The 24,086-nt window shown below is 30.8% G+C and carries 21 protein-coding genes and 1 pseudogene; all 22 read left to right on the top strand.

All coding sequences use genetic code 11. From position 1 onward, the window contains the following. Positions 1-608 precede the first annotated feature (608 nt). A complete protein-coding gene (locus tag ES044_RS15625) occupies positions 609-953 on the top strand; it encodes a four helix bundle protein (protein WP_147120618.1) in 345 nt (114 codons plus the stop codon). A gap of 217 nt (positions 954-1,170) precedes the next feature. Next, positions 1,171-2,571: a nucleotide sugar dehydrogenase gene (locus ES044_RS15620; RefSeq protein WP_147120617.1), complete on the top strand. Its 1,401-nt coding sequence runs from the start codon at positions 1,171-1,173 to the stop codon at positions 2,569-2,571. Positions 2,572-3,044: 473 nt separating this feature from the next. Beyond that, complete coding sequence (gene gmd / locus ES044_RS15615) at positions 3,045-4,172, top strand: GDP-mannose 4,6-dehydratase (RefSeq protein ID WP_147187350.1); 1,128 nt, start codon at positions 3,045-3,047, stop codon at positions 4,170-4,172. 147 nt (positions 4,173-4,319) lie between these two features. Further along, entirely contained in the window at positions 4,320-5,519 is a 1,200-nt protein-coding gene (locus tag ES044_RS15610) for a polysaccharide biosynthesis protein (RefSeq protein WP_147120616.1), read from the top strand. After that, entirely contained in the window at positions 5,519-6,661 is a 1,143-nt protein-coding gene (locus ES044_RS15605; RefSeq protein WP_147120615.1) for a LegC family aminotransferase, read from the top strand. The genes ES044_RS15610 and ES044_RS15605 overlap by 1 nt, the downstream gene beginning before the upstream one ends. Next, positions 6,648-7,244, top strand: a complete 597-nt coding sequence (locus tag ES044_RS15600) for a NeuD/PglB/VioB family sugar acetyltransferase (RefSeq protein ID WP_147120614.1) — start codon at positions 6,648-6,650, stop codon at positions 7,242-7,244. The genes ES044_RS15605 and ES044_RS15600 overlap by 14 nt, the downstream gene beginning before the upstream one ends. Next, a complete protein-coding gene (neuB, locus tag ES044_RS15595) occupies positions 7,244-8,266 on the top strand; it encodes an N-acetylneuraminate synthase (RefSeq protein ID WP_147120613.1) in 1,023 nt (340 codons plus the stop codon). Before ES044_RS15600 ends, neuB begins: the two co-directional genes overlap by 1 nt. After that, entirely contained in the window at positions 8,263-9,366 is a 1,104-nt protein-coding gene (gene neuC, locus ES044_RS15590) for a UDP-N-acetylglucosamine 2-epimerase (protein WP_147187347.1), read from the top strand. Before neuB ends, neuC begins: the two co-directional genes overlap by 4 nt. After that, the gene (locus tag ES044_RS15585; protein WP_147120441.1) at positions 9,363-10,409 is read left to right on the top strand and encodes a nucleotidyltransferase family protein; all 1,047 of its coding nucleotides are present in this window, start codon (positions 9,363-9,365) and stop codon (positions 10,407-10,409) included. The genes neuC and ES044_RS15585 overlap by 4 nt, the downstream gene beginning before the upstream one ends. A gap of 7 nt (positions 10,410-10,416) precedes the next feature. Next, on the top strand, positions 10,417-11,154 hold the full coding sequence (locus ES044_RS15580) for a cytidylyltransferase domain-containing protein (RefSeq protein WP_147120440.1): 738 nt from the start codon (positions 10,417-10,419) through the stop codon (positions 11,152-11,154). Beyond that, positions 11,151-12,053 (top strand): Gfo/Idh/MocA family protein, encoded by a 903-nt coding sequence (locus tag ES044_RS15575; protein ID WP_147120439.1) that lies wholly within the window; start codon positions 11,151-11,153, stop codon positions 12,051-12,053. The genes ES044_RS15580 and ES044_RS15575 overlap by 4 nt, the downstream gene beginning before the upstream one ends. Further along, a complete protein-coding gene (locus ES044_RS15570; RefSeq protein ID WP_147120438.1) occupies positions 12,044-12,805 on the top strand; it encodes an oxidoreductase in 762 nt (253 codons plus the stop codon). Before ES044_RS15575 ends, ES044_RS15570 begins: the two co-directional genes overlap by 10 nt. 60 nt (positions 12,806-12,865) lie before the next feature. Continuing rightward, positions 12,866-14,116: an oligosaccharide flippase family protein gene (locus ES044_RS15565; protein ID WP_147120437.1), complete on the top strand. Its 1,251-nt coding sequence runs from the start codon at positions 12,866-12,868 to the stop codon at positions 14,114-14,116. Positions 14,117-14,123: 7 nt separating this feature from the next. Further along, on the top strand, positions 14,124-15,461 hold the full coding sequence (locus ES044_RS15560; RefSeq protein WP_147120436.1) for a hypothetical protein: 1,338 nt from the start codon (positions 14,124-14,126) through the stop codon (positions 15,459-15,461). A 784-nt stretch (positions 15,462-16,245) separates the two neighbouring features. Continuing rightward, entirely contained in the window at positions 16,246-16,380 is a 135-nt protein-coding gene (locus ES044_RS19290) for a hypothetical protein (protein WP_262712573.1), read from the top strand. 635 nt (positions 16,381-17,015) lie between these two features. Beyond that, the gene (locus ES044_RS15555; RefSeq protein WP_147120435.1) at positions 17,016-18,248 is read left to right on the top strand and encodes an O-antigen polymerase; all 1,233 of its coding nucleotides are present in this window, start codon (positions 17,016-17,018) and stop codon (positions 18,246-18,248) included. A 235-nt stretch (positions 18,249-18,483) separates the two neighbouring features. Next, positions 18,484-19,365: a glycosyltransferase family 2 protein gene (locus ES044_RS15550; protein WP_147120434.1), complete on the top strand. Its 882-nt coding sequence runs from the start codon at positions 18,484-18,486 to the stop codon at positions 19,363-19,365. Positions 19,366-19,412: 47 nt separating this feature from the next. Further along, on the top strand, positions 19,413-20,492 hold the full coding sequence (locus tag ES044_RS15545; RefSeq protein WP_147120433.1) for a glycosyltransferase family 4 protein: 1,080 nt from the start codon (positions 19,413-19,415) through the stop codon (positions 20,490-20,492). 372 nt (positions 20,493-20,864) lie between these two features. Further along, the gene (locus ES044_RS15540; RefSeq protein ID WP_147120432.1) at positions 20,865-21,611 is read left to right on the top strand and encodes a glycosyltransferase family 2 protein; all 747 of its coding nucleotides are present in this window, start codon (positions 20,865-20,867) and stop codon (positions 21,609-21,611) included. 3 nt (positions 21,612-21,614) lie between these two features. Then, positions 21,615-22,541, top strand: a complete 927-nt coding sequence (locus ES044_RS15535; protein WP_223269256.1) for an NAD-dependent epimerase/dehydratase family protein — start codon at positions 21,615-21,617, stop codon at positions 22,539-22,541. A 2-nt stretch (positions 22,542-22,543) separates the two neighbouring features. Next, positions 22,544-23,500, top strand: a complete 957-nt coding sequence (locus tag ES044_RS15530; RefSeq protein ID WP_147120431.1) for an MraY family glycosyltransferase — start codon at positions 22,544-22,546, stop codon at positions 23,498-23,500. 129 nt (positions 23,501-23,629) lie between these two features. Beyond that, positions 23,630-24,086 (top strand): annotated as a pseudogene (locus ES044_RS15525) (polysaccharide biosynthesis protein); the annotation flags it as partial.

Genomic DNA, 24,086 nt, shown 5'->3' with positions numbered 1-24,086 from the left:
TTTACCGTTTTTCGTCCATCGTTCATCGACAGGCTGGAGAAAATCGATTATCGTTTTCCGAGATTCGAGAAAAGGGAATATAGCAAACATCGAAAAACGAACAACGAACAACGAAAATCGACTATCGACCATCGTTCACCGTTTATCGTCCATCGTGAAACGAGAATCGAACAACGAAAATTGTTCATCGCTTACCGTTTGTCGAGATTCAATAGTATGGATAGAGCAAACATCGAGAAACGAACAACGAAAATCGAACATCGACTATCGTCCATCGCTTACCGTTTGTCGAGATTCAATAGTATGGATAGAGCAAACATCGAGAAACGAACAACGAAAATCGAACATCGACTATCGTCCATCGCTTACCGTTTGTCGAGATTCAATAGTATGGATAGAGCAAACATCGAGAAACGAACAACGAAAATCGAACATCGACTATCGTCCATCGCTTACCGTTTGTCGAGATTCAATAGTATGGATAGAGCAAACATCGAGAAACGAACAACGGAAATCGAACATCGACTATCGTCCATCGCTTAGCGTTTGTCGAGATTCAATAGTATGGATAGAGCAAACATCGAAAAACGAAAAACGAACAAAAAAAAATGGAATCAAAACTGGAAGTTTGGAAATTAGCACATCAACTAACATTGGAGGTGTATAAGGTTTCAAAAGACTTCCCTTCTCCAGAGATGTATGGTTTAACCAGTCAAGTTAGAAGAAGCGTAAGCAGTGTTCCAACCAATATAATAGAAGGACAAGGAAGGCAATATAAAAAGGAGTTTATTCAATTTTTGTATATTGCAAAAGGTTCTTTGGAAGAAGCAAATTATCAGTTGTTTTTGGCAAAAGATTTAAAATATATAAGTGAAGACAAATATGTTGAATTGCTTGAAATTTGTACAAGGATTAAAATGATGTTGTTTAAGTTGATTAAATCGTTAAAGTAGGGGTGTCGTTTATCGTGAAACGTTTACCGTTTATTGTTCATCGACAGGCTGGAGAAAAGCGACCATCGTGAAACGTTTTTCGTTTATCGACAGTTTCGTTAAAAACGAACAACGAACAACGAACAACAAACATCGAACAACGAAAATCGACCATCGAATATCGAGAATCGAACAACGAGAATCGAAAAACGATTTTAATAAGATTAATAAAAGAGTTATGAAAATAAAAAACATTTGTTGTATCGGAGCTGGTTATGTTGGGGGGCCAACAATGTCTGTGATCGCTGATAAGTGCCCTGATATACGAGTGGAAGTTGTTGATTTAAATCAACAGAGAATCGCTGATTGGAATGATGTCGATTTAAATAACTTACCTATTTATGAACCCGGGCTAGATGAAGTAGTTAAAAGGGCACGTGGTAGAAACTTATTTTTTACTACTGATGTTAACAAAGCTATAGCGAAAGCAGATATGATTTTCATCTCTGTGAATACACCTACCAAAACCTATGGAAAAGGAAAAGGAATGGCAGCCGATTTAAAATATGTAGAACTTTGTGCAAGACAAATTGCGGAAGTAGCAACATCTGATAAAATAATAGTAGAAAAATCTACCTTACCTGTTAGAACTGCAGAGACGATTAAAACTATTGTAGAAAATACAGGAAATGGTGTGAATTTTCAAATATTATCTAATCCCGAGTTTTTAGCAGAAGGCACGGCAATTGATGATTTATTGAATCCAGATCGGGTTTTAATAGGAGGGTTACAGACAGCCGAAGGCAAAGAAGCTATACAAGCATTGGTCGCTATTTATGCGAATTGGATTCCTGCAGAAAGAATTTTAACAACTAATGTTTGGTCTTCAGAATTGTCTAAATTAACAGCCAATGCGTTTTTAGCACAAAGAGTATCCTCTATTAATTCAATTTCTGAATTGTGTGAAGTTACTGGTGCAGATGTTGATGAATTAGCTAGAGCAATAGGAACAGACAGCAGAATTGGACCAAAATTCTTGCAAGCATCTGTTGGTTTTGGGGGTTCTTGCTTTCAAAAAGATATTTTAAATTTAGTATATATTGCTAAATCTTATGGTTTAGACAAGGTAGCTGATTATTGGGAGCAAGTAATCATTATGAATGATCATCAGAAGAAACGTTTTTCAGATACTATTGTAAAAACATTATTCAATACCGTTTCAGGAAAGAAAATTGCCTTTCTTGGATGGGCCTTTAAAAAGGATACCAATGATACGAGAGAATCAGCATCAATTTATGTTGCAGACCATCTATTAGAAGAACATGCAAATGTTGTTGTATATGATCCAAAAGTAAAAGAGAGTCAGATTTATGGTGATTTGGATTATCTAAACACTAGAAGTGCTGAAGAAAATAAAACTTTTCTAAAGAAGTCTAATGATCCTTATGAAGCAATGAAAGATGCGCATGCAGTAGCAATTTTAACAGATTGGGATGAGTTCAAAGAGTATGATTGGGAGAGGATTTATAAGAATATGAAAAAACCAGCTTTTATTTTTGATGGTAGAAAAATATTGAAGAAAAGTGATATGAAGGCTATAGGTTTTGAAATTTTTAGTCTTGGTACAAGCGTACAATAAAATAAGAAGAGCGTTTTTCGATTATCGTTTCTCGTCCATCGCGAAACATTTACCGTTTTTCGTCTATCGTTTATCGACAGTTTCGGGTAAAAACGAACATCGAGAATCGTCCATCGTGAAACGAGAATCGAACAACGTAAGTCGTCTATCGATTACCGTTTTTCGTTTATCGACAGTTTCGGGTAAAAACGAATGTAGAGAGACTGACAACGAACAACGAGAAACGAACAACGATTACCGTCCATCGTTTATCGGCCGCCGAGATTGTCTTGTATTACATAGAGCAAACAAGGAACAACGAGAAACAAACAACGTAAATCGCTTACCGTTCTTCGAGATTCGCCGAAATGCTATAAAGTAAACAACGAAAAGCGAGCAACGAACAACGAGAATCGTTGAACAAATATCTAAATACGACCATCAAAAAACGAACATCGAACATCGAACAACGGTTAGCAAACAACGAAAAAAACATGAAAGTTGCATTAATTACAGGGATTACGGGGCAAGATGGCTCTTATTTAGCAGAATTGCTATTAGAAAAAGGGTATATGGTGCATGGACTTAAAAGAAGATCATCACTTTTTAATACCGCTAGAATCGATCATTTATACCAGGATCCACATGATCCAGATCAAAGGTTAAAATTGCATTACGGAGATTTAACGGATGCAATGAATTTGACTCGCATTATCCAAGAATGTCAACCCGATGAAATTTATAATTTGGGAGCGATGTCGCATGTTGCTGTTTCTTTTGATACGCCAGAATATGTAGGGAATGTTGATGGACTGGGAACATTACGAATTTTAGAAGCGGTACGTATTTTGGGTTTAGAAAAGAAAACAAGAATTTATCAAGCTTCTACTTCTGAATTATACGGAGGGATGCCAGAAAATAAAAATGAAAGAGGTTTTTATGATGAAGATTCTCCTTTTTATCCTCGCTCGCCTTATGGTGTGGCTAAAATTTATGGATTTTGGATCACTAAAAACTATCGAGAAGCTTACAACATGTTTGCGTGTAATGGTATTTTATTCAACCATGAATCACCAAGAAGAGGAGAGACTTTTGTGACAAGAAAAATTACCCGTGCTGTAGCAAAAATAGCCCTAGGATTGCAAGAAAAATTCTTTTTAGGCAATTTAAATGCTAAACGTGATTGGGGTCATGCCAAAGATTATGTGCGTATGATGTGGATGATTTTACAAGCAGAGGAACCTGAAGATTGGGTAATTGCAACAGGCATAACTACTACCGTAAGAGACTTTGTGCGGTTAGCTTTTAAAGAAGTTGGAATAGAGGTAGAATTTAAAGGAGAAGAAGTAGATGAAAAAGCATACGTTGTAGCTTGTAATCATAAAGATTTCCAAGTTGAAATAGGTAAAGAGGTTTTATCTGTTGATCCTTCTTATTTTCGTCCAACAGAGGTTGATTTGTTAATAGGGGACCCATCAAAAGCCAAGAATAAATTAGGCTGGGTGCCTGAGCATGACTTGGCATCTTTAGTAAAAGATATGATGGAAAGTGATGTTTCAATAATGAAAAAAGATCTTGTTTTGTTAAAGGCAGGTCATGAAATATTGAAACAAGCTGAATAATTTCAAATACATCAATAATTATAAGTAAGTCCTTTATTTCAAATCATTTTGAATGAGATAAGAAGTTACTTTAAGCGTTGTTAAAATTATATTTATAAATAATTCAAAAGGTCACCTGCCTTTTTTACAGAACTATTAAAATTAATTATGTTAAATATAAGTAAATTTATATCGACTCATGTTACTAAAAGAGACACTAGCATGTTTGCTTGGGATATTCAAAATAATTTTGAAGAACTTAGTCATAGTATAAAAAACAAGACAGTTTTAGTTATTGGAGGAGCGGGTACTATAGGTAGCTCTTATATTAGAGCATTAGTGAAATTTAAGCCAAAATCATTGGTGGTTGTTGATATTAATGAAAATGGATTGACAGAATTAACAAGAGATTTGAGAAGTACTGAAGAGCTTTTCGTTCCAGAAGAGTACATTACTTATCCAATGAATTATGCTGATCCTGTTTTTTACAAAATGTTTAAAGAAAGAAAAGGGTTTGATATTGTAGCAAATTTTTCTGCCCATAAACACGTTAGGAGTGAAAAAGATCGCTTTTCTGTGGAAGCTTTAATTAATAATAATATAATTAATGCGAAAGCATTATTAGATATTTTAGAACAATATCCACCACAACGTTTTTTTTGTGTTTCTACCGATAAGGCAGCTAATCCCGTAAATATTATGGGAGGTAGTAAAAAGATCATGGAAGACATGATTATGACTTTTTCTCAAAAATATCCCGTTACTACAGCTCGTTTTGCTAATGTTGCTTTTTCTAACGGTTCATTACCTGCTGGTTTTTTAGAAAGGATTTCAAAAGGCCAACCCATTTCTGCTCCCAAAGACGTAACACGTTATTTCGTTTCGCCAGAGGAAAGTGGACAAATATGTTTGTTGGCTTGTATCCTAGGAAAATCAGGGGAAATATATTTTCCAAAGTTGAAAAAAGAACAAGTGATGACTTTTTCAGATATGGCGAATAAGCTATTGAATGAACATGGTTTTAAGGTGAACGAATGTAATTCTGAACAAGAAGCAATTCAGAAATCGAAGGAAATAACAGTTCATTATCCTGTCTATTATTCTGATAGTAATACGACCGGAGAAAAACCATATGAAGAGTTTTACACAGCTGGAGAAGAAGTTGAATTAGATAGATATAAAGCACTAGGTGTTGTAACAAACTTAATTCCTAGACCAATGTCAGAAATAAATCTGCTGCTAAAATTATTAAAACAAGCTTTTGAGGATACATCAACCACTAAAGCAGATATTGTAAAAATAATGAAAGATTTTTTAATCAATTTTGATCATAAAGAAGTAGGTAAATCATTAGATTCTAAAATGTAATGCGCAAAGAGTTAATTAATTTTATTAGAAATAAATTCAATACACAAGAATTTATACCTTTACACGTCCCTACTTTTGGAGGTAAAGAAAAATTGTTTTTAGAAAATTGTATAGACACAACTTTTGTTTCTAGTGTAGGTGCATATGTTGATTTATTTGAAGAAACATTAAGTAAAATAACGCAAGCTAAAAAAACGATAGCAGTTGTTAATGGCACAGCAGCTTTACAAGTTGGGCTTAGGTTAGTAGGTGTTGAAAAAGGAAACGAAGTAATAACACAGGCCTTAACTTTTGTAGCAACAGCGAATGCAATAGCATATAATAATGCACATCCTATCTTTTTGGATGTTGATCTTGATACGATGGGCTTATCGCCTAAAGCGGTAAATAGCTTTTTAGAAGAATATGGCGATTTGAGAGAAGATGGTTTTTGTTACAATAAAAAAACAGGAAGAAAGATTGCAGCGTGCATGCCAATGCATACTTTTGGCTTTCCAGTGCATCTTGATGAACTTATTTTGGTTTGTAAGAAATGGAGAATACCTATAGTGGAAGATGCAGCCGAGTCCTTAGGTAGCCAGTATAAAGGAAAACCAACTGGAGGTTTTGGCGAAGTTGGTGCAATATCTTTTAACGGTAATAAAATAATTACTTGTGGCGGAGGTGGTGCAATAGTAACCAATAATTTAGTGTTAGGTGAAAAAGCAAAGTTTCTAACAACAACAGCAAAAGAGCCGCATCCTTATGAATATGTGCATAATGAAATAGGGTATAACTTTAGAATGCCCAATCTAAATGCAGCTTTAGCTTGTGCTCAATTAGAGCAGTTAGACTATTTTTTAGACAACAAAAGAGCTTTAGCAAAAGAATATGTAAAATTCTTTGAAAATAAAGGAATTAAATTTAGGACAGAAACAGAAAATACGAAAGCAAATTATTGGTTAATGTGCGTAGAGCTAAACGATAAAAAAGAAAGAGATTTATTTTTAGAAGAAACGAATGCTTCCGGAGTAATGACAAGACCAATTTGGCAATTAATGCACAGATTACCCATGTATAAAAATTGTCAGAAAGACCACCAAACAAATGCATTATTTTTAGAAGAAAGGATTGTAAATATACCGAGTAGTGTTAGATCATAATTTAAACAAACCAAAGCTAATCCTTTTAGGAGGAGGAGGCCATTGTTTGTCTGTTATAGATGTCGTAGAGAGAGAAAATAGATACCTTATTAAAGGGATCCTGGATTCTTCAACCAAAAATAAAGAGATTCTAGGGTATCCTATTTTAGGAGGTGATGATGAAATTAGAAATCTAATTGACGATAATACGTTTTTTTTGATAACAGTTGGTCAGATAAAAAACTATGCAATAAGAGAAAAAATTTCATTCGTATTAAAAAAAAGTAAGGCACAATTAGCGAAAGTAATTTCACCTTTAGCGTATGTTTCAAAGCACGCTGTTATAAGTGAAGGGACTATTATAATGCATCATTCATTCGTTAATGCAGCAGCAGAGATAGGAAAACATTGTATCATAAACACCAAAGCTAACATAGAACATAATGTTAAAATTGAAGATTTTTGTCATATTTCTACTGGAGCTATTGTAAATGGAGATTCTTTGATAAAAAAGGGAACCTTTGTAGGAAGTAATGCAACCATTTCAAACGGAATAATTATAGAAAAAAATAGTGTAATTAGTGCGGGTAAATTTATTAAATAATGAAAAAAGTACTAATAATAGCTGAAGCTGGAGTAAATCATAATGGCAACATCAATACAGCAAAGAAATTGATTGATGTAGCGGTAGAAGCGAAGGTTGATTTGGTTAAATTTCAAACATTTAAAGCAGACAGTATTGTTAGCCCACAAGCTAAAAAAGCCGATTATCAAATTAAAAACACGAAAGATAGAGATGCTACTCAGTATGAGATGCTTAAAAAATTAGAATTAAGTCATCAGGATCATGTCGAGTTAATTGATTATTGTAAAGGAAAAGGTATTGATTTCTTCTCAACCGCGTTCGATGTTGCTGGAATAGATTATTTAGAGAGTTTAAATTTCCCTATATTTAAAGTGCCTAGTGGAGAAATTACCAATTACCCGTATTTAAAAGCCATTGCTTTAAAAAGTAAGCCAATTATATTATCCACAGGAATGTGTAATTTGACAGATATTGAACAAGCTATAAATACGCTAATGAAATACGGTACATTGCGTTCAGATATTACTGTTTTACATTGTAATACAGAATATCCAACACCAATGAAAGATGTTAATTTGAAAGCAATGAATACGATTGGACAAGCTTTTGGAGTTAAAGTTGGTTATTCAGACCATACTTTAGGAATTGAAGTACCTATTGCAGCTGTAGCTTTAGGCGCCACAGTGATAGAAAAACATTTTACATTAGACCGCAATTTTCCAGGTCCAGATCATAGGGCTTCACTGGAACCAAATGAATTGAAAGCGATGGTTTTAGCAATAAGAAATATAGAATCGGCGCTTAGTGGAAACGGAATTAAGGAAGCGAGTGAAAGTGAAGTGAAAAATAAAAGTATCGCTAGGAAAAGTATTCATTTGAAGAATAGCGTAACAAAAGGAACCTTAATAACAGAAGATGATCTCATTCCCTTAAGGCCTGGTGATGGTATTTCAACCATGAAGTATGATGAAGTTATTGGAAGAGTAGTCAATAAAGATGTGAATGCATTTCATAAATTAATTTGGAATGATTTAATATGAAAGTAGCAATATTAACGAGTTCGAGAGCAGACTTCGGTATTTATGAATCTCTTATTGATGAATTAATTATAGAAGACACTATTGAATTAGATATAATAGCGTTTGGAACACATCTTTCTAAGTTTCACGGATATACTTTAGATAGCATAAAAAATAAATATAAAGTTAAAATACATCAAATTAGTTCATTAATAGTGGACGATAACGAAGTTTCAATAGCTTCAGCCTACGGACTTACAGTGCTTAAATTTGCGGATTTTTGGAATCTCAATACATATGATTTAGTTTTTTGTCTTGGTGATAGATATGAAATGAGTGCAGCTGTGCAAGCTGGTATTCCTTTTGGAATTAAGTTTTCTCATATACATGGAGGAGAAACGACTTTAGGGGCTACAGATAATATCTACAGACATCAGATCTCATTAGCAGCTAAAATTCACTTTACATCCACAAATAAATTTAAATCTAGGGTTGCTGATTTAATTGAGTCCGACCAACATATTTTTAATGTTGGTTCTTTAAGTATTTCTAATATTAAAGATTTTATACCCATAAAAAAAGAGGAGTTTTTATTAAAATTTAAAATAGTAAATAAACCATATTGTTTAATTACATTTCACCCTGAAACAAATGCTTTTGAGGAAAATAGAGTGTTTGCAATAGAAATGAAAAGAGCTTTAGAACAGTTATCCAAACAGATAAATTTAGTCATTACGATGCCCAATGCAGATACTATGGGTTCAGTTTATAGAGAACAACTTCTTTTACTAAAAGAGGGGAAAGAAGAAAAAGTATTTTTAATAGAGAATTTTGGAAAGGAAAATTATTTTTCGGCGATGTACTATTCAAAATTTCTCTTAGGCAATACTTCTAGCGGTATAATTGAAGCAGCATCTTTTAAGAAGTACGTTGTTAATGTAGGCAGAAGACAAGAAGGAAGAGCGCAAAGTAAGAACATTGTGAATACTTCTTTTAAATGTGCAGAAATTTTAAAAGCTATGAATAGATGTATAAAGTTTGGTGAATATAAAGGAGGAAATATCTATTTCAAAGAGCACACAGCAAAAAAGATTGTAAAAGTAATAAAAAAAGAAATATGAGAAATTTCAGAGATCATCTTATAACTTCAGGAGAGACCATAAAAAAAGCCTTAGAAAAGCTAGAGCTATTAGCAAAAGATGCCATTCTTTTTGTTGTAAATGACCAGGATGTTTTAATTGGGTCACTAACGGATGGAGATGTTCGTAGAGGTCTTTTAAAAGGAATTACAATAGAGGACCTCGTAAATAGTATCATACAGTCCAGTCCTAAATTCATTAGAAAAGGAGATAGAGATATTAAAAAAGTAATTGAGTACCGTGAAGGTAATTTTAGAATACTACCGGTCTTAGATAAAGAAAGTAAACTTGTAAATGTTATAAACTTTAGAGAAACAAGATCCTATTTACCAGTGGATGCAGTAATAATGGCTGGTGGACGAGGTACACGATTGCAACCTTTAACTAACACAGTCCCTAAACCACTTTTAAAGGTAGGTGATAAAGCTATAATGGAGCATAATATAGACAGGCTAGCTTTATATGGAATCGATGATTATTGGTTTTCTGTCAAATATCTCGGAGAACAAATTGAAGAATATTTTGGGAATGGAAATAATAAAAATAGAAATATAGAGTACGTATGGGAGGAGGTCCCTTTGGGAACAATAGGTGCGGTATCGAAAATTAAGAATTTCGAGCACGATTATATTTTATTGACAAATTCAGATATTCTCACCAACTTAGATTACGAACATTTTTTTGTAGATTTTTTAGAGCAGGATGCTGATTTCTCTGTAGTTACAATACCCTATAAAGTAAGTGTACCTTACGCCGTATTGGAAACAAATAAAAGGCAAATAACTAATTTTAAAGAGAAACCGTCGTATACGTATTACTCTAATGGGGGTATATATTTGATGAAAAGAGCTGTTTTAAAATACATACCAAAAGAAATTTTTTACAATGCGACTGATCTAATGGAAAAATTAATCAAAGAAAATAAAAAAGTAATTTCGTATCCCTTGTCAGGCTATTGGTTAGATGTTGGCAAACACGAAGATTTTGAAAAAGCACAAGTAGATATCAATCAAATTAAATTCTAATTGAATAATGAATATACTAATTACTGTTTGTGCTCGCGGAGGTTCTAAAGGAGTTCCTAATAAAAATATTAAAAATTTGTTAGGTAGACCGTTAATATATTACACACTTAGTTTAATCAATGAATTAAAAGAAAATAATGCATTTAAAAATTGTGATGTAGTTTTATCCACAGATTCAAAGGATATTAAAGAGGTTGTCTCGGAATTTGATAACGCCAATATAGAGTTAAACTATACACGACCAGAGTATTTAGCAACAGATCAATCTGGTAAGTTAGAGGCAATAGTAGATGTGAAAAATTTTATGTCTGAAAAATACAATAAAACCTATGACTACACGATAGATTTAGATGTTAGTTCTCCTCTAAGAACAGCAAAAGATATCTTTTTAGCGTTAGAAAAATTAAAGAACAATACAAGGGCATTCAATATTTTTTCTGTGAACGTTGCAAATAAGAATCCTTATTTCAATATGGTTGAAGAAACTAAAGATGGTTTCTGTAATTTATGCAAAAAAGGAGAGTTTTTAAGTCGTCAAGAAGCACCACAAGTGTTTGAAATGAATGCATCCTTCTATATTTATAAGGACTCTTTTTTTAATCAAAATTATAAGACCGTAATAACGAATTATTCTATAGTTTTTGAAATGGAACATGTTTGTTTTGATATAGACCATCCAATAGATTTTGATTTTATGGAGTATCTGCTAAAAAATAATAAATTAGATTTTAAATTTAATTTATGAAGGTTTTAATAATTGGTTTAGGGTCTATTGCTAACAAACATATTTTAGCGTTAAGAAAGGTGGATTCTAAGGTGGAAATCTATGCATTAAGACGCGCAATTTCAAAGGAAGAGAATGGTATAAAACAGTTGTATTCATTAAAGGATATTGAAATATTAGGCCTTGACTTTATCATGATATCAAATCCTACAAATGTTCATTTTGAAACGCTTAAAGAGGTCTATAAATTTAACATACCACTTTTTATAGAGAAACCATTATTTAGTAAAAAAGGCCCTAAAGAAGCTGAACTAGTAGACTTAATAAATAGAAATAATTCAACTTATATTGCCTGCAATTTAAGGTTTCACAAAGGTATAATAGAAATGAAATCTCTGTTATTGGGGAAACGCATTGAAGAGGTGAATGTGTATTGTGGTTCTTACTTGCCTAATTGGAGGCCAAATGTAAACTATAAAGAGGTATATAGTGCAAATAAAGAGCAAGGTGGAGGTGTGCACATAGATTTAATACATGAATTAGATTATATATATTGGATTTTTGGCAAACCTATCTTGACCAAGAAAACATTTGGTGCTACATCTAGTTTAGCTATAACTGCGTACGATTACGCAAATTACTTATGGACTTATGAGCAGTTTAATGCGAATGTGGTTTTAAATTATTATCGAAAAGATACAAAGAGAACTTTTGAAGTGCTTACAGATAAAGGAACCTACCTTTTAGATTTAATAGAGAATAAAATTAGATTTAACAATAAAGAAATATATGCTGAACCACAAGAAATTATGGACATGTACACGAATCAAATGCGCTTTTTTATAAAAAATATAACACAAAAGAAGAATACATTTAATACAATTGAAGAGGGATATAAAGTGCTAGAATTATGCTTTTAAGAGATAAAATAGTAGTAGTAACAGGTGGGGCAGGACTACTCGGTAGAGATTTCTGTAAAATGATTATAGAAAATGGAGGAACGGCGATAGTTGCAGAGTACAATATCGCACTCGCCGAGGAGTTTAAAAGGGAAATAAATAATGATCAATTAATTATTGAGAAGGTAAATATTACCTCTAAAAAATCGCTTAAAGTTTTGATAGATAATGTACATCAAAAGTTTGGTAAGATAGATGCCATTGTAAATAGTGCATATCCCAGAAATAAAAATTACGGAAAACATTTTTTTGATGTTGAATACGATGATTTCTGTGATAATTTAGGGATGAATCTTGGTGGTTACTTTTTGTCATCTCAGTTATTTGCAAAATATTTTTATAAACAGGGTTTTGGAAATATTGTAAATATGTCCTCTATATATGGCGTAGTAGCTCCAAGATTTGAAATATATAAGGATACATCTATGACTACACCGGTAGAATATGTTGCTATAAAGTCTGGTTTGCTGCACTTAACAAAATATATGGCAAAGTATTTTAAAAATAAAAACATTAGGGTAAATGCTGTCTCTTTAGGCGGTTTAAAAGATCAGCAACCAGAAAGTTTCCTAAAAGCGTATCAGGATTTTTGTATGAATAAAGGGATGTTAGAAGCAAAAGATATTTCTGGAACCTTATTATACTTACTCTCAGATTTATCTAAATATGTAAACGGTCAAAATATTGTTGTTGATGACGGATTTAGTCTATAATTTTTTGAAATTTATTCAAGATGCTTGAACAAGTTTTATTACCAACCAATAAGTGATTGTATGCAAAAGATAAAAAACCTTTACAATAAGTATAAAACTCCAATACTATACTCTGGTGGCTCAGTTGCTAAATCTATAGCTCAATTAATTGTGGGTTTTGCCATTGCTAAATTTGTGGCTCCGGATGATTTTGGATTGTGGACCACTATAAACTTGGCGTTGACCTATGCTCTTTTTTTACAAGCAGGTATTATCAATGGTTTAAACTTAGAACTTCCACTGGCTTATGGTAAAGAAGATAAGAGAGGAGGGGTTTTAATGGCGGGTACTGCCCAAATGTTTACCTTAATCTCATCAGTTCTAGTTTTTATTTTAGGTTTTCTCTGTTTTGTTTTTTACCCAGAAGAAAATATCAAAATAAAATATGGAATATTAGCTGTTACAATGGTGATTGCATTGAGCTACTATCAAAACTATTTGATGAGTACTTTTCGCTCAAATGATTCTTTTTCAAAACTAGGGTATATTCAGTTAATAGATGCATTGGTAAATATTACTACGCTATCTTTTGTGGTTTATTTTTCATATTATGGGTTACTAATGAAAGCAGTAGTAGCCTTATTAATTTATGTGTTGTTACTCCATTTTTACAGACCTATTCGGGTTCGTTTGTTATGGAATAAAAAAGCATTCATAAAGCTGTTAAAGGTAGGTTTTCCTATTTTTGGTTTGGCCTATATTGCATCAATTGCGGCAACTGCAGATAAAATTTGGTTGTTAAAATACGCAAGTTTAACAGAGGTGGGTTTGTATTCTTTTGGTTTTTTTGCTTTTAGTTCCTTTATGCTATTTTCTACGTCAATTGCAAGTTATATATACCCTAAAATGACTTATGCTTTTGCTAAAAATGGAGATAAAAATGCATTGTGGTTGTTGGTTAAAAAAATTACAGTACTTCTATTATTAATTCAAATCCCTTTATCAATTATTGGATATTATTTGATTCCAATTGCAGTTTCTAATTTATTCCCAGATTATGTGTTAAGTATTCCAATAATGCAAATATTAATTTTTGCAGGAATGTTTAAAGGAAGTGTGATTGGTGTAAACGCATTGTGGAGTATGAAAAGATGGAATTACATTATTATCTATCAAATAACAAGCTCCTTAATTTTAGTGATTTTAACATATATAGGAGCAAAATACTTTTCAATAAGGTTTATAGGTGTCGCTTATGGTTTATTATTGGCAAGTTTTATTTCACTAATTTTAGGGTTTTATTTAACGTTTAAAGCAACAAGAGAAAAATAATTTTTTTATGAATAGTAACCATGAAAACTTGAAAGGAATAACTAATTCAATCCTTGAACTCGAGCATAAGTACAATTTACTTGGTTTAGAGATAGATGGCGTTTTTGTATGGCAAGCCTGTAGGTCAATAATATATTTAAGATTACTAGATGTCATTGTTCCAAATAACATTGATTACATAAAGCCAAGAGTAAGTGTATTTAAACTTTTAAAAAAAATTAATCAAGTTTTATTTTCAAGAAATCCTTTTTTCGATTTTGAAAAATCTGATGCTTTAGTTTTTCGGAGTGGGAGGAATAATTATGTTGATGGGAAGTATTTAGATATTTATACCAGTTATTTCCGTGAAGATCTTGAGAGTGATGGAGTGAAGTGTCAAGAATACATTCTGCCCAGTGTAGATTATCGTATTAAAGTTAAAAATGATATTTCTAGAAATTTAGATTTTATTAATTTAGTATCAAAGGTTAAGTCTAAGTTGATTCGTGTAAAATTTACAACCACGGACTTAGAGTTAATTAATAAAATTGAAAAGGAACTTAAAAAGGCACTAGGAGCTTCTCTAAATTTAAGAGAGGTTTTTAAGCAAGAAATCATTAGATTCAAATCTCAATATCCGCTTTACAAATTATTATTTAAACTGAAAAGAGCTAATCAGATTTATTTGATAAGTTCCGTAGACAAATGTGCACTGATAAAGGCAGCTAAAGACTGCGGTATTGTGGTTAATGAACTACAGCATGGGTTAATTACAAAAGAAGGGCTAATTGCAAATTATCCCTATACTAAGGAAGATAGTTTGGAGTATTTTCCGAACAAGTTTTATATCTGGAATAATTTAAATATGTACACAAGTAAATTACCTTTATCGGATAAAAATATCGTAAAATTTCCAAACAAGCATCTAGAGTATCTTTTGCAAAAAAATAAAAAGAAAGAGAAGAAAAAGAATCAAATACTCATAGTATCTCAGCCATACAACTCAAAGGAAATTTTAGAATATCTCTCTTGTAATTTATCCGAATTAAGAGAGTGGAAAATAATTTACAAATTACACCCTGTAGAAGATTTTAATATTGCTATGCGTATAATGGAGCCTTTGATATCAGAGTTTGATAATTTGACTTTGGTTAATAATGAAGCTTCAGTGTATGATTTGTTTTCTGAATCAACCTATGTTATTGGTGTCTTTTCTACAGCAGTATTTGAGGCTCCCTTATTTGGCTGTAAGGTTTTGCTTTTAGATTTAACAGGAGTAGAAATGTCAGAATCATTAATTATTGCTGGACAAGCCAATTTAGTAAAGTTGGATGAGCCTTTATTAAATTATCTAGCTTTAGTTTAATAAATATATTATTTATTTTTGTGTTATAAAGGATTGAAGTTTATTTGATAATGAAGTCGCTCTATTGCAAAAGAACAAAACAAAGAAAAAGCAGCTGCACATTAAGTTTCCTCATTGTTTTTACAAAGACGAGGAAAAGTGATCGTCAGTAAAAAATAAAACTTGCTGTTTGCAATACTTGTAGGAGAAATTTCAAAGCAAGTATAAACACTATAACCGCTTATTTAAAGAAGAAGGAGTCACTAAAAGTTTAAACTCCTAATATATTGGAAGGATATACTTTGATAAATGTGTTATACAAAGATGCATTAGCAAACATAGTTCTATTGATTGGAGGCCTAAAATCCTTGCCACTTTGGGTAATTCTAAAAAGAACAAATGTTGTCAGGAATTTGTGAGTAATGATCTTTTTATTGAATTCTCAGAAAAAGTAAATCAAAAGATAAAACGAAAACGAAAAAAAGAGAAAAAAGTGTCTTTATAATAAAGAAATGAGGTATCAATCAAGATAAGGTAGCAATTCTGACATGTTGGGATAAAAAAGGAAATATACACTTACAAGTTGCAATAAAAGGCAGAATATTTACGCAAGACGTTTATACTATTTTTAGGTATAAATTAGCTCAAAAAACAGTTTTATGCATAGATAATCATATGTTTTTTTTAGCTTTACCAAAAGAAAATCAACGCAAACACCTAACCATAAAAGTGTCAGTAAAACAAGATGTTAGAAAGGGAATTACCACGCACAACATGCAAATCAAATTGTATAGAATATAAAAAGATGGTTAGAAAAGTTCAATGGAGTTTCAATAAAACAGTTGCCATAGTAGTTGTTTCTTTTTCTGCTTGTTATGAATTTAACGATATTATTAATTTTACAAGCATACGTATGATTACAGCTAATGAGCTTAAATAGAACTCAAAAAAGGTGTAAAATTATTTTTTTGAGACACAGTAATTTTTTTAAGATTGAAAACCTCATGTGATTAAAAGTGAGAGAATTTTTTAAAATGAGTAGAAGAGTTCAAATAAATAAATTGCAAATAAGGATAGCAATCATCAGAACTTCTAATTATTTTCAATAAATACCTAAGAACCTGTAAAATGTTAAATAATAAAGTATGAAAGAAGGACGTGGTTTTATAGCGCTTTGTTTGTAAGATTTATGACATGTATATATAGAAAATGAAATTAAAGTTTATCAATACAACAGAATATCTATCCTTAAAAAGGTATTTTCATTAGTAGGTTATTATTTGTTGTTTTAGTCAGTTATCATCTAGAGATTCAAAATTTTAGATAATTTAATTGAATGAGGAAATCAGATTCTATATTTTATGATGTGTATCAGTTAGCTAGTAGTATTGTTTTATGTTTGAAATAGTAAAATAGATGTAACGTGAGGTTTAAATAACGATTTTAAAAAGATAGTAGGAAAGTTAAAATGAATTATTAGCAGTAGTTTAACCAACAATTAAAAGCAATTTAAAAGATATATTTAAGTAGGTGGCAGTCATTTTTATATATATATTTACCCATTTTACGAAATTTATGATTAATCTATTCGTTTTTATTAGCTTATATATCTCTAACTTTAAAAATAAGTCTGCTGCGTCATTTCTTTATGGTCTGCAGGTTTTATCTCTTTCTGGAGTTTATTTTGTGGGTGAGTATTATGTAGTTGATTCATTTACAACAGCGTTCAATACTTGTTTTACAATTTTAATTTTAGTACTCATTATTTCACCTTGGAGGAAATATAAAAATATTAAAGAAATAGTTTATCTAAGAGAAACTAAAATTAGAAAAGTCACCATTTTTTTACTGGGGGTAAATTTAATTATATTTATTTCACTCGTAATTATTTCAATATTTGTATTCACGTTTTTTGATGAAATAAATGAATTAAAATATTCGGGTGACTTTATGGACATCCTATATGATCAATTTCCAATTTTTGTAAAGGGTTATTTACTAGCATATTATTTGCATTCTTTAAGTTATTTTTTGATCGTGCTTCATTTTTATTATTTAAAAAAAGGAAGTTATAAAATGTCCATATATTGTTTTATTTTATCATTAAACATAGTACTTTACGGACTAACATTTTTTTCAAGGTGGACAATTGTAAATTATGTATTACTATATTTTCTTGCATTTTTTATGTTTAAAAATTCGCTTGACAAGAAAATTCGAAAAAAAATTTTTAGAATTTCGACAATTTTTGTTTCAATTTTAATCTTTTTATTTGTTTCAATTTCATACAATCGGTTTGATGAAAACATATCTTATAGCAACAAGATCCCTAGATCCTCTATAATACAAAACCCAACTGCATTTAGTCTTTTCGATTACCTCTCTCAGTCACATGTGAATGGTATGAGAATTCTCGACGATTATAATTTTGAAACATTTAATGGGCAAGCTTCCTTTTCAGCTTTATTAAGTTTACTTGAACAATACGGTATTATAAATGAATATAATTATTTAGAAATTAGAGAAGAAATGTTGCCCGATAATTATTGGTTGTTTAACGGGTTAGTAAGCGAATTGGTTTATGATTTTGGATATATAATTACATTTATTTTAGCCATATTTTATTATCTTATAGTAAAGAAATTAAGGCCAATTGGAAATGCCATGTCTCTGAAAAATGCATTTATAATAATTTTACTGTTACAGGTTCCTTTATTAGCAATATTTTATTCTTCTGTAGCTTCGCTTGTCATGCCTTTAATTTTATTAATCCCAATTTATTTGTATTTATATCTTAGTAAAATATGACAGTTGAAAATAAATAATTTTATTTCTGATATATTACTAGTTTTTATTTTCTTGAAATATATGTAAAATTTGTACTGGTGATTATTTGGCCAAAAAAATGTCAGAAAAATGGAATTTGAGTAGCCGAAGAAAGACATAATCAGATAACAAACTTTAATCATATAATAAGTATTTATATTATTTTATAAATCATTTTTAGTGTATTGTATTAATTCCTGTATTATAAAAAAAAATCATGAAATCTTTAGCTGTATTAATTACATGTCATAATCGTAAAGAAAAAACTTTACAATGTTTAAGAAACCTCTATAAAGCATATGAAATAAATAATGGCGGTTTTATTATATCACTTTATTTAACGGATGATGGGTGCACAGACGGCACAATTGAGGCAATACTTGACGAATTTTTGGACAGAGATATTACTGTTTTAAAAGGATCGGGCTCACTTTATTGGGCGGGAGGAATGAGGCGTTCATGGAATGAAGCATTGAAGTATAAATTTGAGGGTTATTTAATGCTTAATGATGATACCCTGGTTTTTGAAAATGTTTTTGAGCAAATCTTTGAAGCAAATTTATATTCTTACAATAAGTATGGAAAAGGTGGGATTTATGTAGGATCAACTACTAATTCGGAAGAAACTTCTTTGACCTACGGTGGTTCTGTTTTTATAAATAAGTTTTTGAATACAACAGTTTGGTTGCAACCAACAGATAGCTATCAAGAATGTCATTTAGGAAATGCTAATATAACGTATGTTTCAAAAGATGTAGTTGATAAAATAGGGATTTTACATAAAAGTTACATACATAGTATTGCCGATTATGATTATACATATAATGCCTATGTCAATAAAATGCCACTTTTTATATTAAAAGGATTTCAAGGCATCTGTGAAGATGATCATCAAGAAGATGGCTATTTTAAGTTCAACTCGCTTACTTTAAAAGAAAGAATTAAATTTTTGTATGGGCCTCTTGGATTGGAGTTTAAAGAATCATTACTGTTTCAAAAGAGATTTTTCCCATACCGTTATCCGATAGTTTTTATTACAGCTTGGTTTAAGGTTTTATTTCCAAAAAGCTACTATAAATTGAATAGTTTAAGAAATTAAGTAGATTTTTTTATTTTAATGTACAGATAAAAGCCCAGATTTAATATATGAAAATCGCAATAATTATCCCAAACGTAATAGAATCAGTTCCCTATATTAAGAATTACATTGATGTTTTTGATAGAATGGAGGTCAATTATGAAATTATTTGCTGGGATAGAAATCAAATTTATACAGCGTTAACAAATACTGATAGAATGCATCTTTATAATTACTCTGGTCCAGAGTCAAACTCTATGGTTCAGAAGAATTATGATTATTGGCTTTTTTCACGCTTTGTTGTAAAATGTTTAAAAAGTAATAACTATGATTTTTTGACTGTTCATACAATTGTAATGGGATGCTTTTTAGGTAATTATTTAAAAAAGGAATTTAAAAGTCGTTATATATTTGATATTAGAGATTATTCGCCTATGTATCCTTTTGTGAAAAAGAAAGTAGCTAATCTTATTCGTAATTCAATATTTACCACTATTTCTTCCGAGGGTTTTAAAAAATGGTTGCCTAAATATTCTAATTATGTGATGGGGCACAATGTTAGAAAAAGAGTAATCGAGAATGCTTTGATGTTAAGTTGTGGTAATGAAATTAAAAGAGATTCAAATAAGATTAATGTTCTTACGATTGGTCAAATAAGAGATTTTACATCTAATTCAAGATTAATTGAATCATTAGGAAATAAAGATAATATTAGAATGACTTTTGCCGGCAGTGGTTTAGCTACTGAAAAATTGAAAAATTTTTCAAAAATGAAATTCTTTAATGTGTTGTTTTCAGGCAGATATAATAAAGATGATGAAGGTGACATTGTTAAAGAATCTGACTTTATTAATGTTATTTTACCCATTTCTGTTTTGTCTAACACATTAACTAGCAATAGATTTTACTTATCTTTAGTGCATAAAAAACCTTTGATTGTCAATTCAGAAAGTTTTCAAGCAGAACTTGTTTTAAAGTATAATTTAGGTTTTGTTGTTGATTCGACAGATGATATACATATTAAGTTATTGGAGTATATTGAAAGATTTGACAAAGTTAAGTTTGAAAACGGCTGTTTTAAAATACTCAATGTTATTTTTCATGACATTCAAAAATTTGAAGATAAAATTACTTTTCATTTTTCTTAAGACAATAACAATTACTCATTAGATCAAAATTAATTTTTTATGAAAACACATGTTATTGCCGTTTATTGCAATTGCATATCGAAAAAAAGTGTCAGTACTTTTCAAAAAGTAAAACTAAGCCCATAAGAAGACACCATATATTTTAAGAAATTAGTGCCGTTTATGAAATACGTTAAAACAAATAATAAATAAATAACTACTTAAAAATTTCCATTGTAATATAAAAAACAACAGAACTATTTCGGTTACAAACACTCTTTTGTTATATTTAATATGCACGCAACTAACTAAAGGCTGCTATAATTAGACCCTTTAAGTTATATCACATCTTAGTTATTAATGCTTTATCAAATAAAAAATATTTTTTATGTTATGAAAATAACCATTATAACCGTTTGTTACAATAGCGCAAAAACAATTGAAAAAACTTTTCAATCTGTTCAAAACCAAATTTATAAAAATGTTGAATATATAGTGGTTGATGGGGGCTCCTCTGACCATACACAAAAGCTTATTAATAATTATAAACAAATCATATCTAAATTTATATCAGAAAAAGACAAAGGTTTATATGATGCGATGAACAAAGGAATCGCTCTTGCAACTGGCGACCTTGTGGGGGTTTTAAATTCGGATGATATCTTTACAAATAATACTGTTTTAGAAAATATTGCAAAATTTCATCTAGAAAATGATGTAGATGCTTCTGTAGGTAATATTATTCAGTTTAATACCGAAGGAAAGACGGTTCGTAAGTATTCAGCAAAAAAATGGAATCCAAAAAAACTGAAAATCGGCTTTATGCCGGCACATCCTTCGATCTTTTTTAAGAGAGCGTTGTTTGAAGAATATGGAAATTACCAATTAGATTTTAAAATAGGTGCTGATTATGAATTGATAACGCGTTTTTTTCTAAAGCATAAAATCTCTTGGAAGTTTTCTGATATTACCACAACCTCGATGTTAATTGGGGGGGTAAGTAGTTCTGGTTTTAGTAGCTATAAATTGATTTCACAGGAAATAAAAAAAGCGTTAATTATAAACAATATTGAATTCAATTACCTTAAAGTAAAATTAAGAGGATTTTGGAAAATTATAGGTTTTTTAAATAAAGGTTAGATTTTGAAAAAGAATATACACATAATTACAGGTAATAAAGGATTTGTGGGCGCTAATCTATCTAACTATATTAGCAATAAAAATAAAGTTATTGTAGGGGTTTCTAGAAATCCGAAAAAAAATGAAATTGATTATAGCAATCTAAATGCTACGATTCTAAACAAGGCTAAATCGCTGATTCACTTGGCAGGTAAAGCACATGATTTAAAAAAAACATCGGACGATCAAGAATATTTTAAAATAAATACAGAATTAACAAAAACACTTTTTAATCAATTTTTAGAAAGCGATTGTGAAGTTTTTATATACATGAGTTCTGTAAAAGCTGTGGCAGACGAAGTTGAGGGAGTTTTAATTGAAGATGTTGCCCCAAATCCCATAACCGTTTATGGCAAATCTAAATTGGCCGCGGAAATGTATATTTTATCCAAAAAAATTCCAAAACATAAAAGAGTGTATATTTTAAGACCCTGTATGATTCATGGTTCGAATAACAAAGGAAACCTTAATTTACTGTATAATTTTGTTTCAAAAGGTATTCCATATCCTTTTGGGGCATATGAAAATAAAAGATCTTTTGTATCTGTAGAAAATTTATGTTTTATAATCAATGAGTTGATAGACAATGATCAAATTAAATCAGGGATATACAATATTGCAGATAATGAGGCACTTTCAACAAATGAGTTGGTAAGTACCATCGGGTTAGCTATTGATAAACCTACCAAAATTTTAAAGATACCAAAAAGTGTAGTGCATTTTTTTGCTAAAATTGGTAATATAATTCCTTTACCAATTAATTCAGAAAGGCTTCAGAAGCTAACAGAAAACTATGTGGTTTCTAATGAAAAAATAAAAAAGGCGATTGGGAAAGAATTGCCTTTATCAGCAATAGAGGGCATTACAAAAACCATAAAGTCGTTTCGTTAACTATGAAAAATTTAATCCTTGTTACTTTACTCTTATTCCTTATTTCTTATGCATACATTAAAATAGCGGAACGTTTTAATATTGTAGACAAACCCAACCAACGAAGTTCGCACACAAAAAATACGATCCGAGGGGGTGGTATTCTTTTTTTAGTTGCACTTCTTATTTTTTTCATCCTAGAGGGTTTCCAGTATCCCTATTTTGTGATAGGCACCTTTTTAATTGCTTTGATTAGTTTTATTGACGATTTAAAAACATTGAGCTCAAAAATTAGGCTGCCTTTTCAGTTTATCGCTATTTTCAGTATCTTTTATCAAGCAGGCATTGGTAGTTTTCCATACTATGCAATACCTTTCCTCTTAGTTTTAGGGGTCGCTTTTATAAATATTTATAATTTTATGGATGGCATCAATGGGATTACAGGTTTGTATTCTATAGTGGTATTGTTTGGTTTTTATTTGATAAATTTAGAATTAAATGTGGTCGATGCTAATTTGATTCTGTGTACATTTCTTTCGCTGTTGGTTTTTGGATTTTATAATTTTAGAAAGAAAGCACGGTTTTTTGCGGGCGATATTGGGAGTATCACAATTGCCATGATTCTTTTTTTTATAGGGGTTTCTTTAGTGATTGCCACCAAATCTCCTTTAATCGTATTTTCTGTGGTGGTCTATGGGGCTGACGCGCTCCACACATTATTATATAGAATCATTATCAAAGAAAATTTAACAGAGGCTCATAGGCTTCATTTGTATCAAAAATTAGTACATGTTAAAAAGTGGTCACACTTAAAGGTTTCAGGGGTTTACGCAATGTTGCAATTGAGCGTTAGTATTAGTATCTATTATAGCTACGATGCATCGATGTGGATTCAATACGGGATGATGCTATTTTTTGTATTCTTCTTTAGCCTTTTATATTATATGGTTTTTAAGCGGATAGAGCATACTTCTATATAAGTAGCAACTAAAAAAAAGAACGGATATTTGTTTGCTAATTAGTTTGCATTTATAGGCGTTATTTTTTTTGTAGTTTCACAGAGCCTAATCAATTAAATAATTTTTGTAAATTCGTCTTAAATAAGTTTTATGTTAAAAAAGATACTTTTAAAAGCGCTAAATAAGTATGCTTCAAGATGGCTAGTTTTAGGGATTGATATTTTTTTAGTGGGTTTTTCTTTTGTAGTGGCTTATTCGATCCGTTTTAATGTGAGCTTAAATTTTGATTTTTCAGCATTAATAATCCAAATACCCATTGTTTTATCAATTGCACTCATTTCCTTTTTATCTGTTGGTTCCTATAAAGGCATCATCAGGCATACGGGTACTAGAGATGCTTTTAATGTGTTTTTAGGAGTTACGATTTATAGTTTTTTAATAGGAACTTTGGTGCTGTTCAATCAAATATTTGGGGTGTTCCCTGATTTTACAATTCCAAGGTCTATTATTTTAATACATTATTTGGTGACCACATTTGTGTTGATCATGAGTCGCTATGTGTTTAAGGCATTTTATGATGTGCTTTCAACAGAATTACGGACTATTA

Source organism: Polaribacter sp. IC066 (assembly GCF_007997085.1).
In the GTDB taxonomy this organism is placed as follows: domain Bacteria; phylum Bacteroidota; class Bacteroidia; order Flavobacteriales; family Flavobacteriaceae; genus Polaribacter.
The sequence above is the reverse complement of the archived record's forward strand: the minus strand, read 5'-3'. Positions and strand labels throughout refer to the sequence as shown.

What these genes read in the sequence shown, in the direction of transcription:
- ES044_RS19290 (WP_262712573.1), top strand. Translation starts at nt 16,246, where the DNA reads ATGGTTAGAAAAGTTCAATGGAGTTTCAATAAAACAGTTGCCATAGTA.
- ES044_RS15560 (WP_147120436.1), top strand. Translation starts at nt 14,124, where the DNA reads ATGAATAGTAACCATGAAAACTTGAAAGGAATAACTAATTCAATCCTT.
- ES044_RS15605 (WP_147120615.1), top strand. Translation starts at nt 5,519, where the DNA reads ATGCGCAAAGAGTTAATTAATTTTATTAGAAATAAATTCAATACACAA.
- ES044_RS15530 (WP_147120431.1), top strand. Translation starts at nt 22,544, where the DNA reads ATGAAAAATTTAATCCTTGTTACTTTACTCTTATTCCTTATTTCTTAT.
- ES044_RS15620 (WP_147120617.1), top strand. Translation starts at nt 1,171, where the DNA reads ATGAAAATAAAAAACATTTGTTGTATCGGAGCTGGTTATGTTGGGGGG.
- ES044_RS15555 (WP_147120435.1), top strand. Translation starts at nt 17,016, where the DNA reads ATGATTAATCTATTCGTTTTTATTAGCTTATATATCTCTAACTTTAAA.
- ES044_RS15565 (WP_147120437.1), top strand. Translation starts at nt 12,866, where the DNA reads ATGCAAAAGATAAAAAACCTTTACAATAAGTATAAAACTCCAATACTA.
- ES044_RS15545 (WP_147120433.1), top strand. Translation starts at nt 19,413, where the DNA reads ATGAAAATCGCAATAATTATCCCAAACGTAATAGAATCAGTTCCCTAT.
- ES044_RS15625 (WP_147120618.1), top strand. Translation starts at nt 609, where the DNA reads ATGGAATCAAAACTGGAAGTTTGGAAATTAGCACATCAACTAACATTG.
- gmd (WP_147187350.1), top strand. Translation starts at nt 3,045, where the DNA reads ATGAAAGTTGCATTAATTACAGGGATTACGGGGCAAGATGGCTCTTAT.
- neuC (WP_147187347.1), top strand. Translation starts at nt 8,263, where the DNA reads ATGAAAGTAGCAATATTAACGAGTTCGAGAGCAGACTTCGGTATTTAT.
- ES044_RS15610 (WP_147120616.1), top strand. Translation starts at nt 4,320, where the DNA reads ATGTTAAATATAAGTAAATTTATATCGACTCATGTTACTAAAAGAGAC.
- ES044_RS15585 (WP_147120441.1), top strand. Translation starts at nt 9,363, where the DNA reads ATGAGAAATTTCAGAGATCATCTTATAACTTCAGGAGAGACCATAAAA.
- neuB (WP_147120613.1), top strand. Translation starts at nt 7,244, where the DNA reads ATGAAAAAAGTACTAATAATAGCTGAAGCTGGAGTAAATCATAATGGC.
- ES044_RS15580 (WP_147120440.1), top strand. Translation starts at nt 10,417, where the DNA reads ATGAATATACTAATTACTGTTTGTGCTCGCGGAGGTTCTAAAGGAGTT.
- ES044_RS15540 (WP_147120432.1), top strand. Translation starts at nt 20,865, where the DNA reads ATGAAAATAACCATTATAACCGTTTGTTACAATAGCGCAAAAACAATT.
- ES044_RS15550 (WP_147120434.1), top strand. Translation starts at nt 18,484, where the DNA reads ATGAAATCTTTAGCTGTATTAATTACATGTCATAATCGTAAAGAAAAA.
- ES044_RS15570 (WP_147120438.1), top strand. Translation starts at nt 12,044, where the DNA reads ATGCTTTTAAGAGATAAAATAGTAGTAGTAACAGGTGGGGCAGGACTA.
- ES044_RS15575 (WP_147120439.1), top strand. Translation starts at nt 11,151, where the DNA reads ATGAAGGTTTTAATAATTGGTTTAGGGTCTATTGCTAACAAACATATT.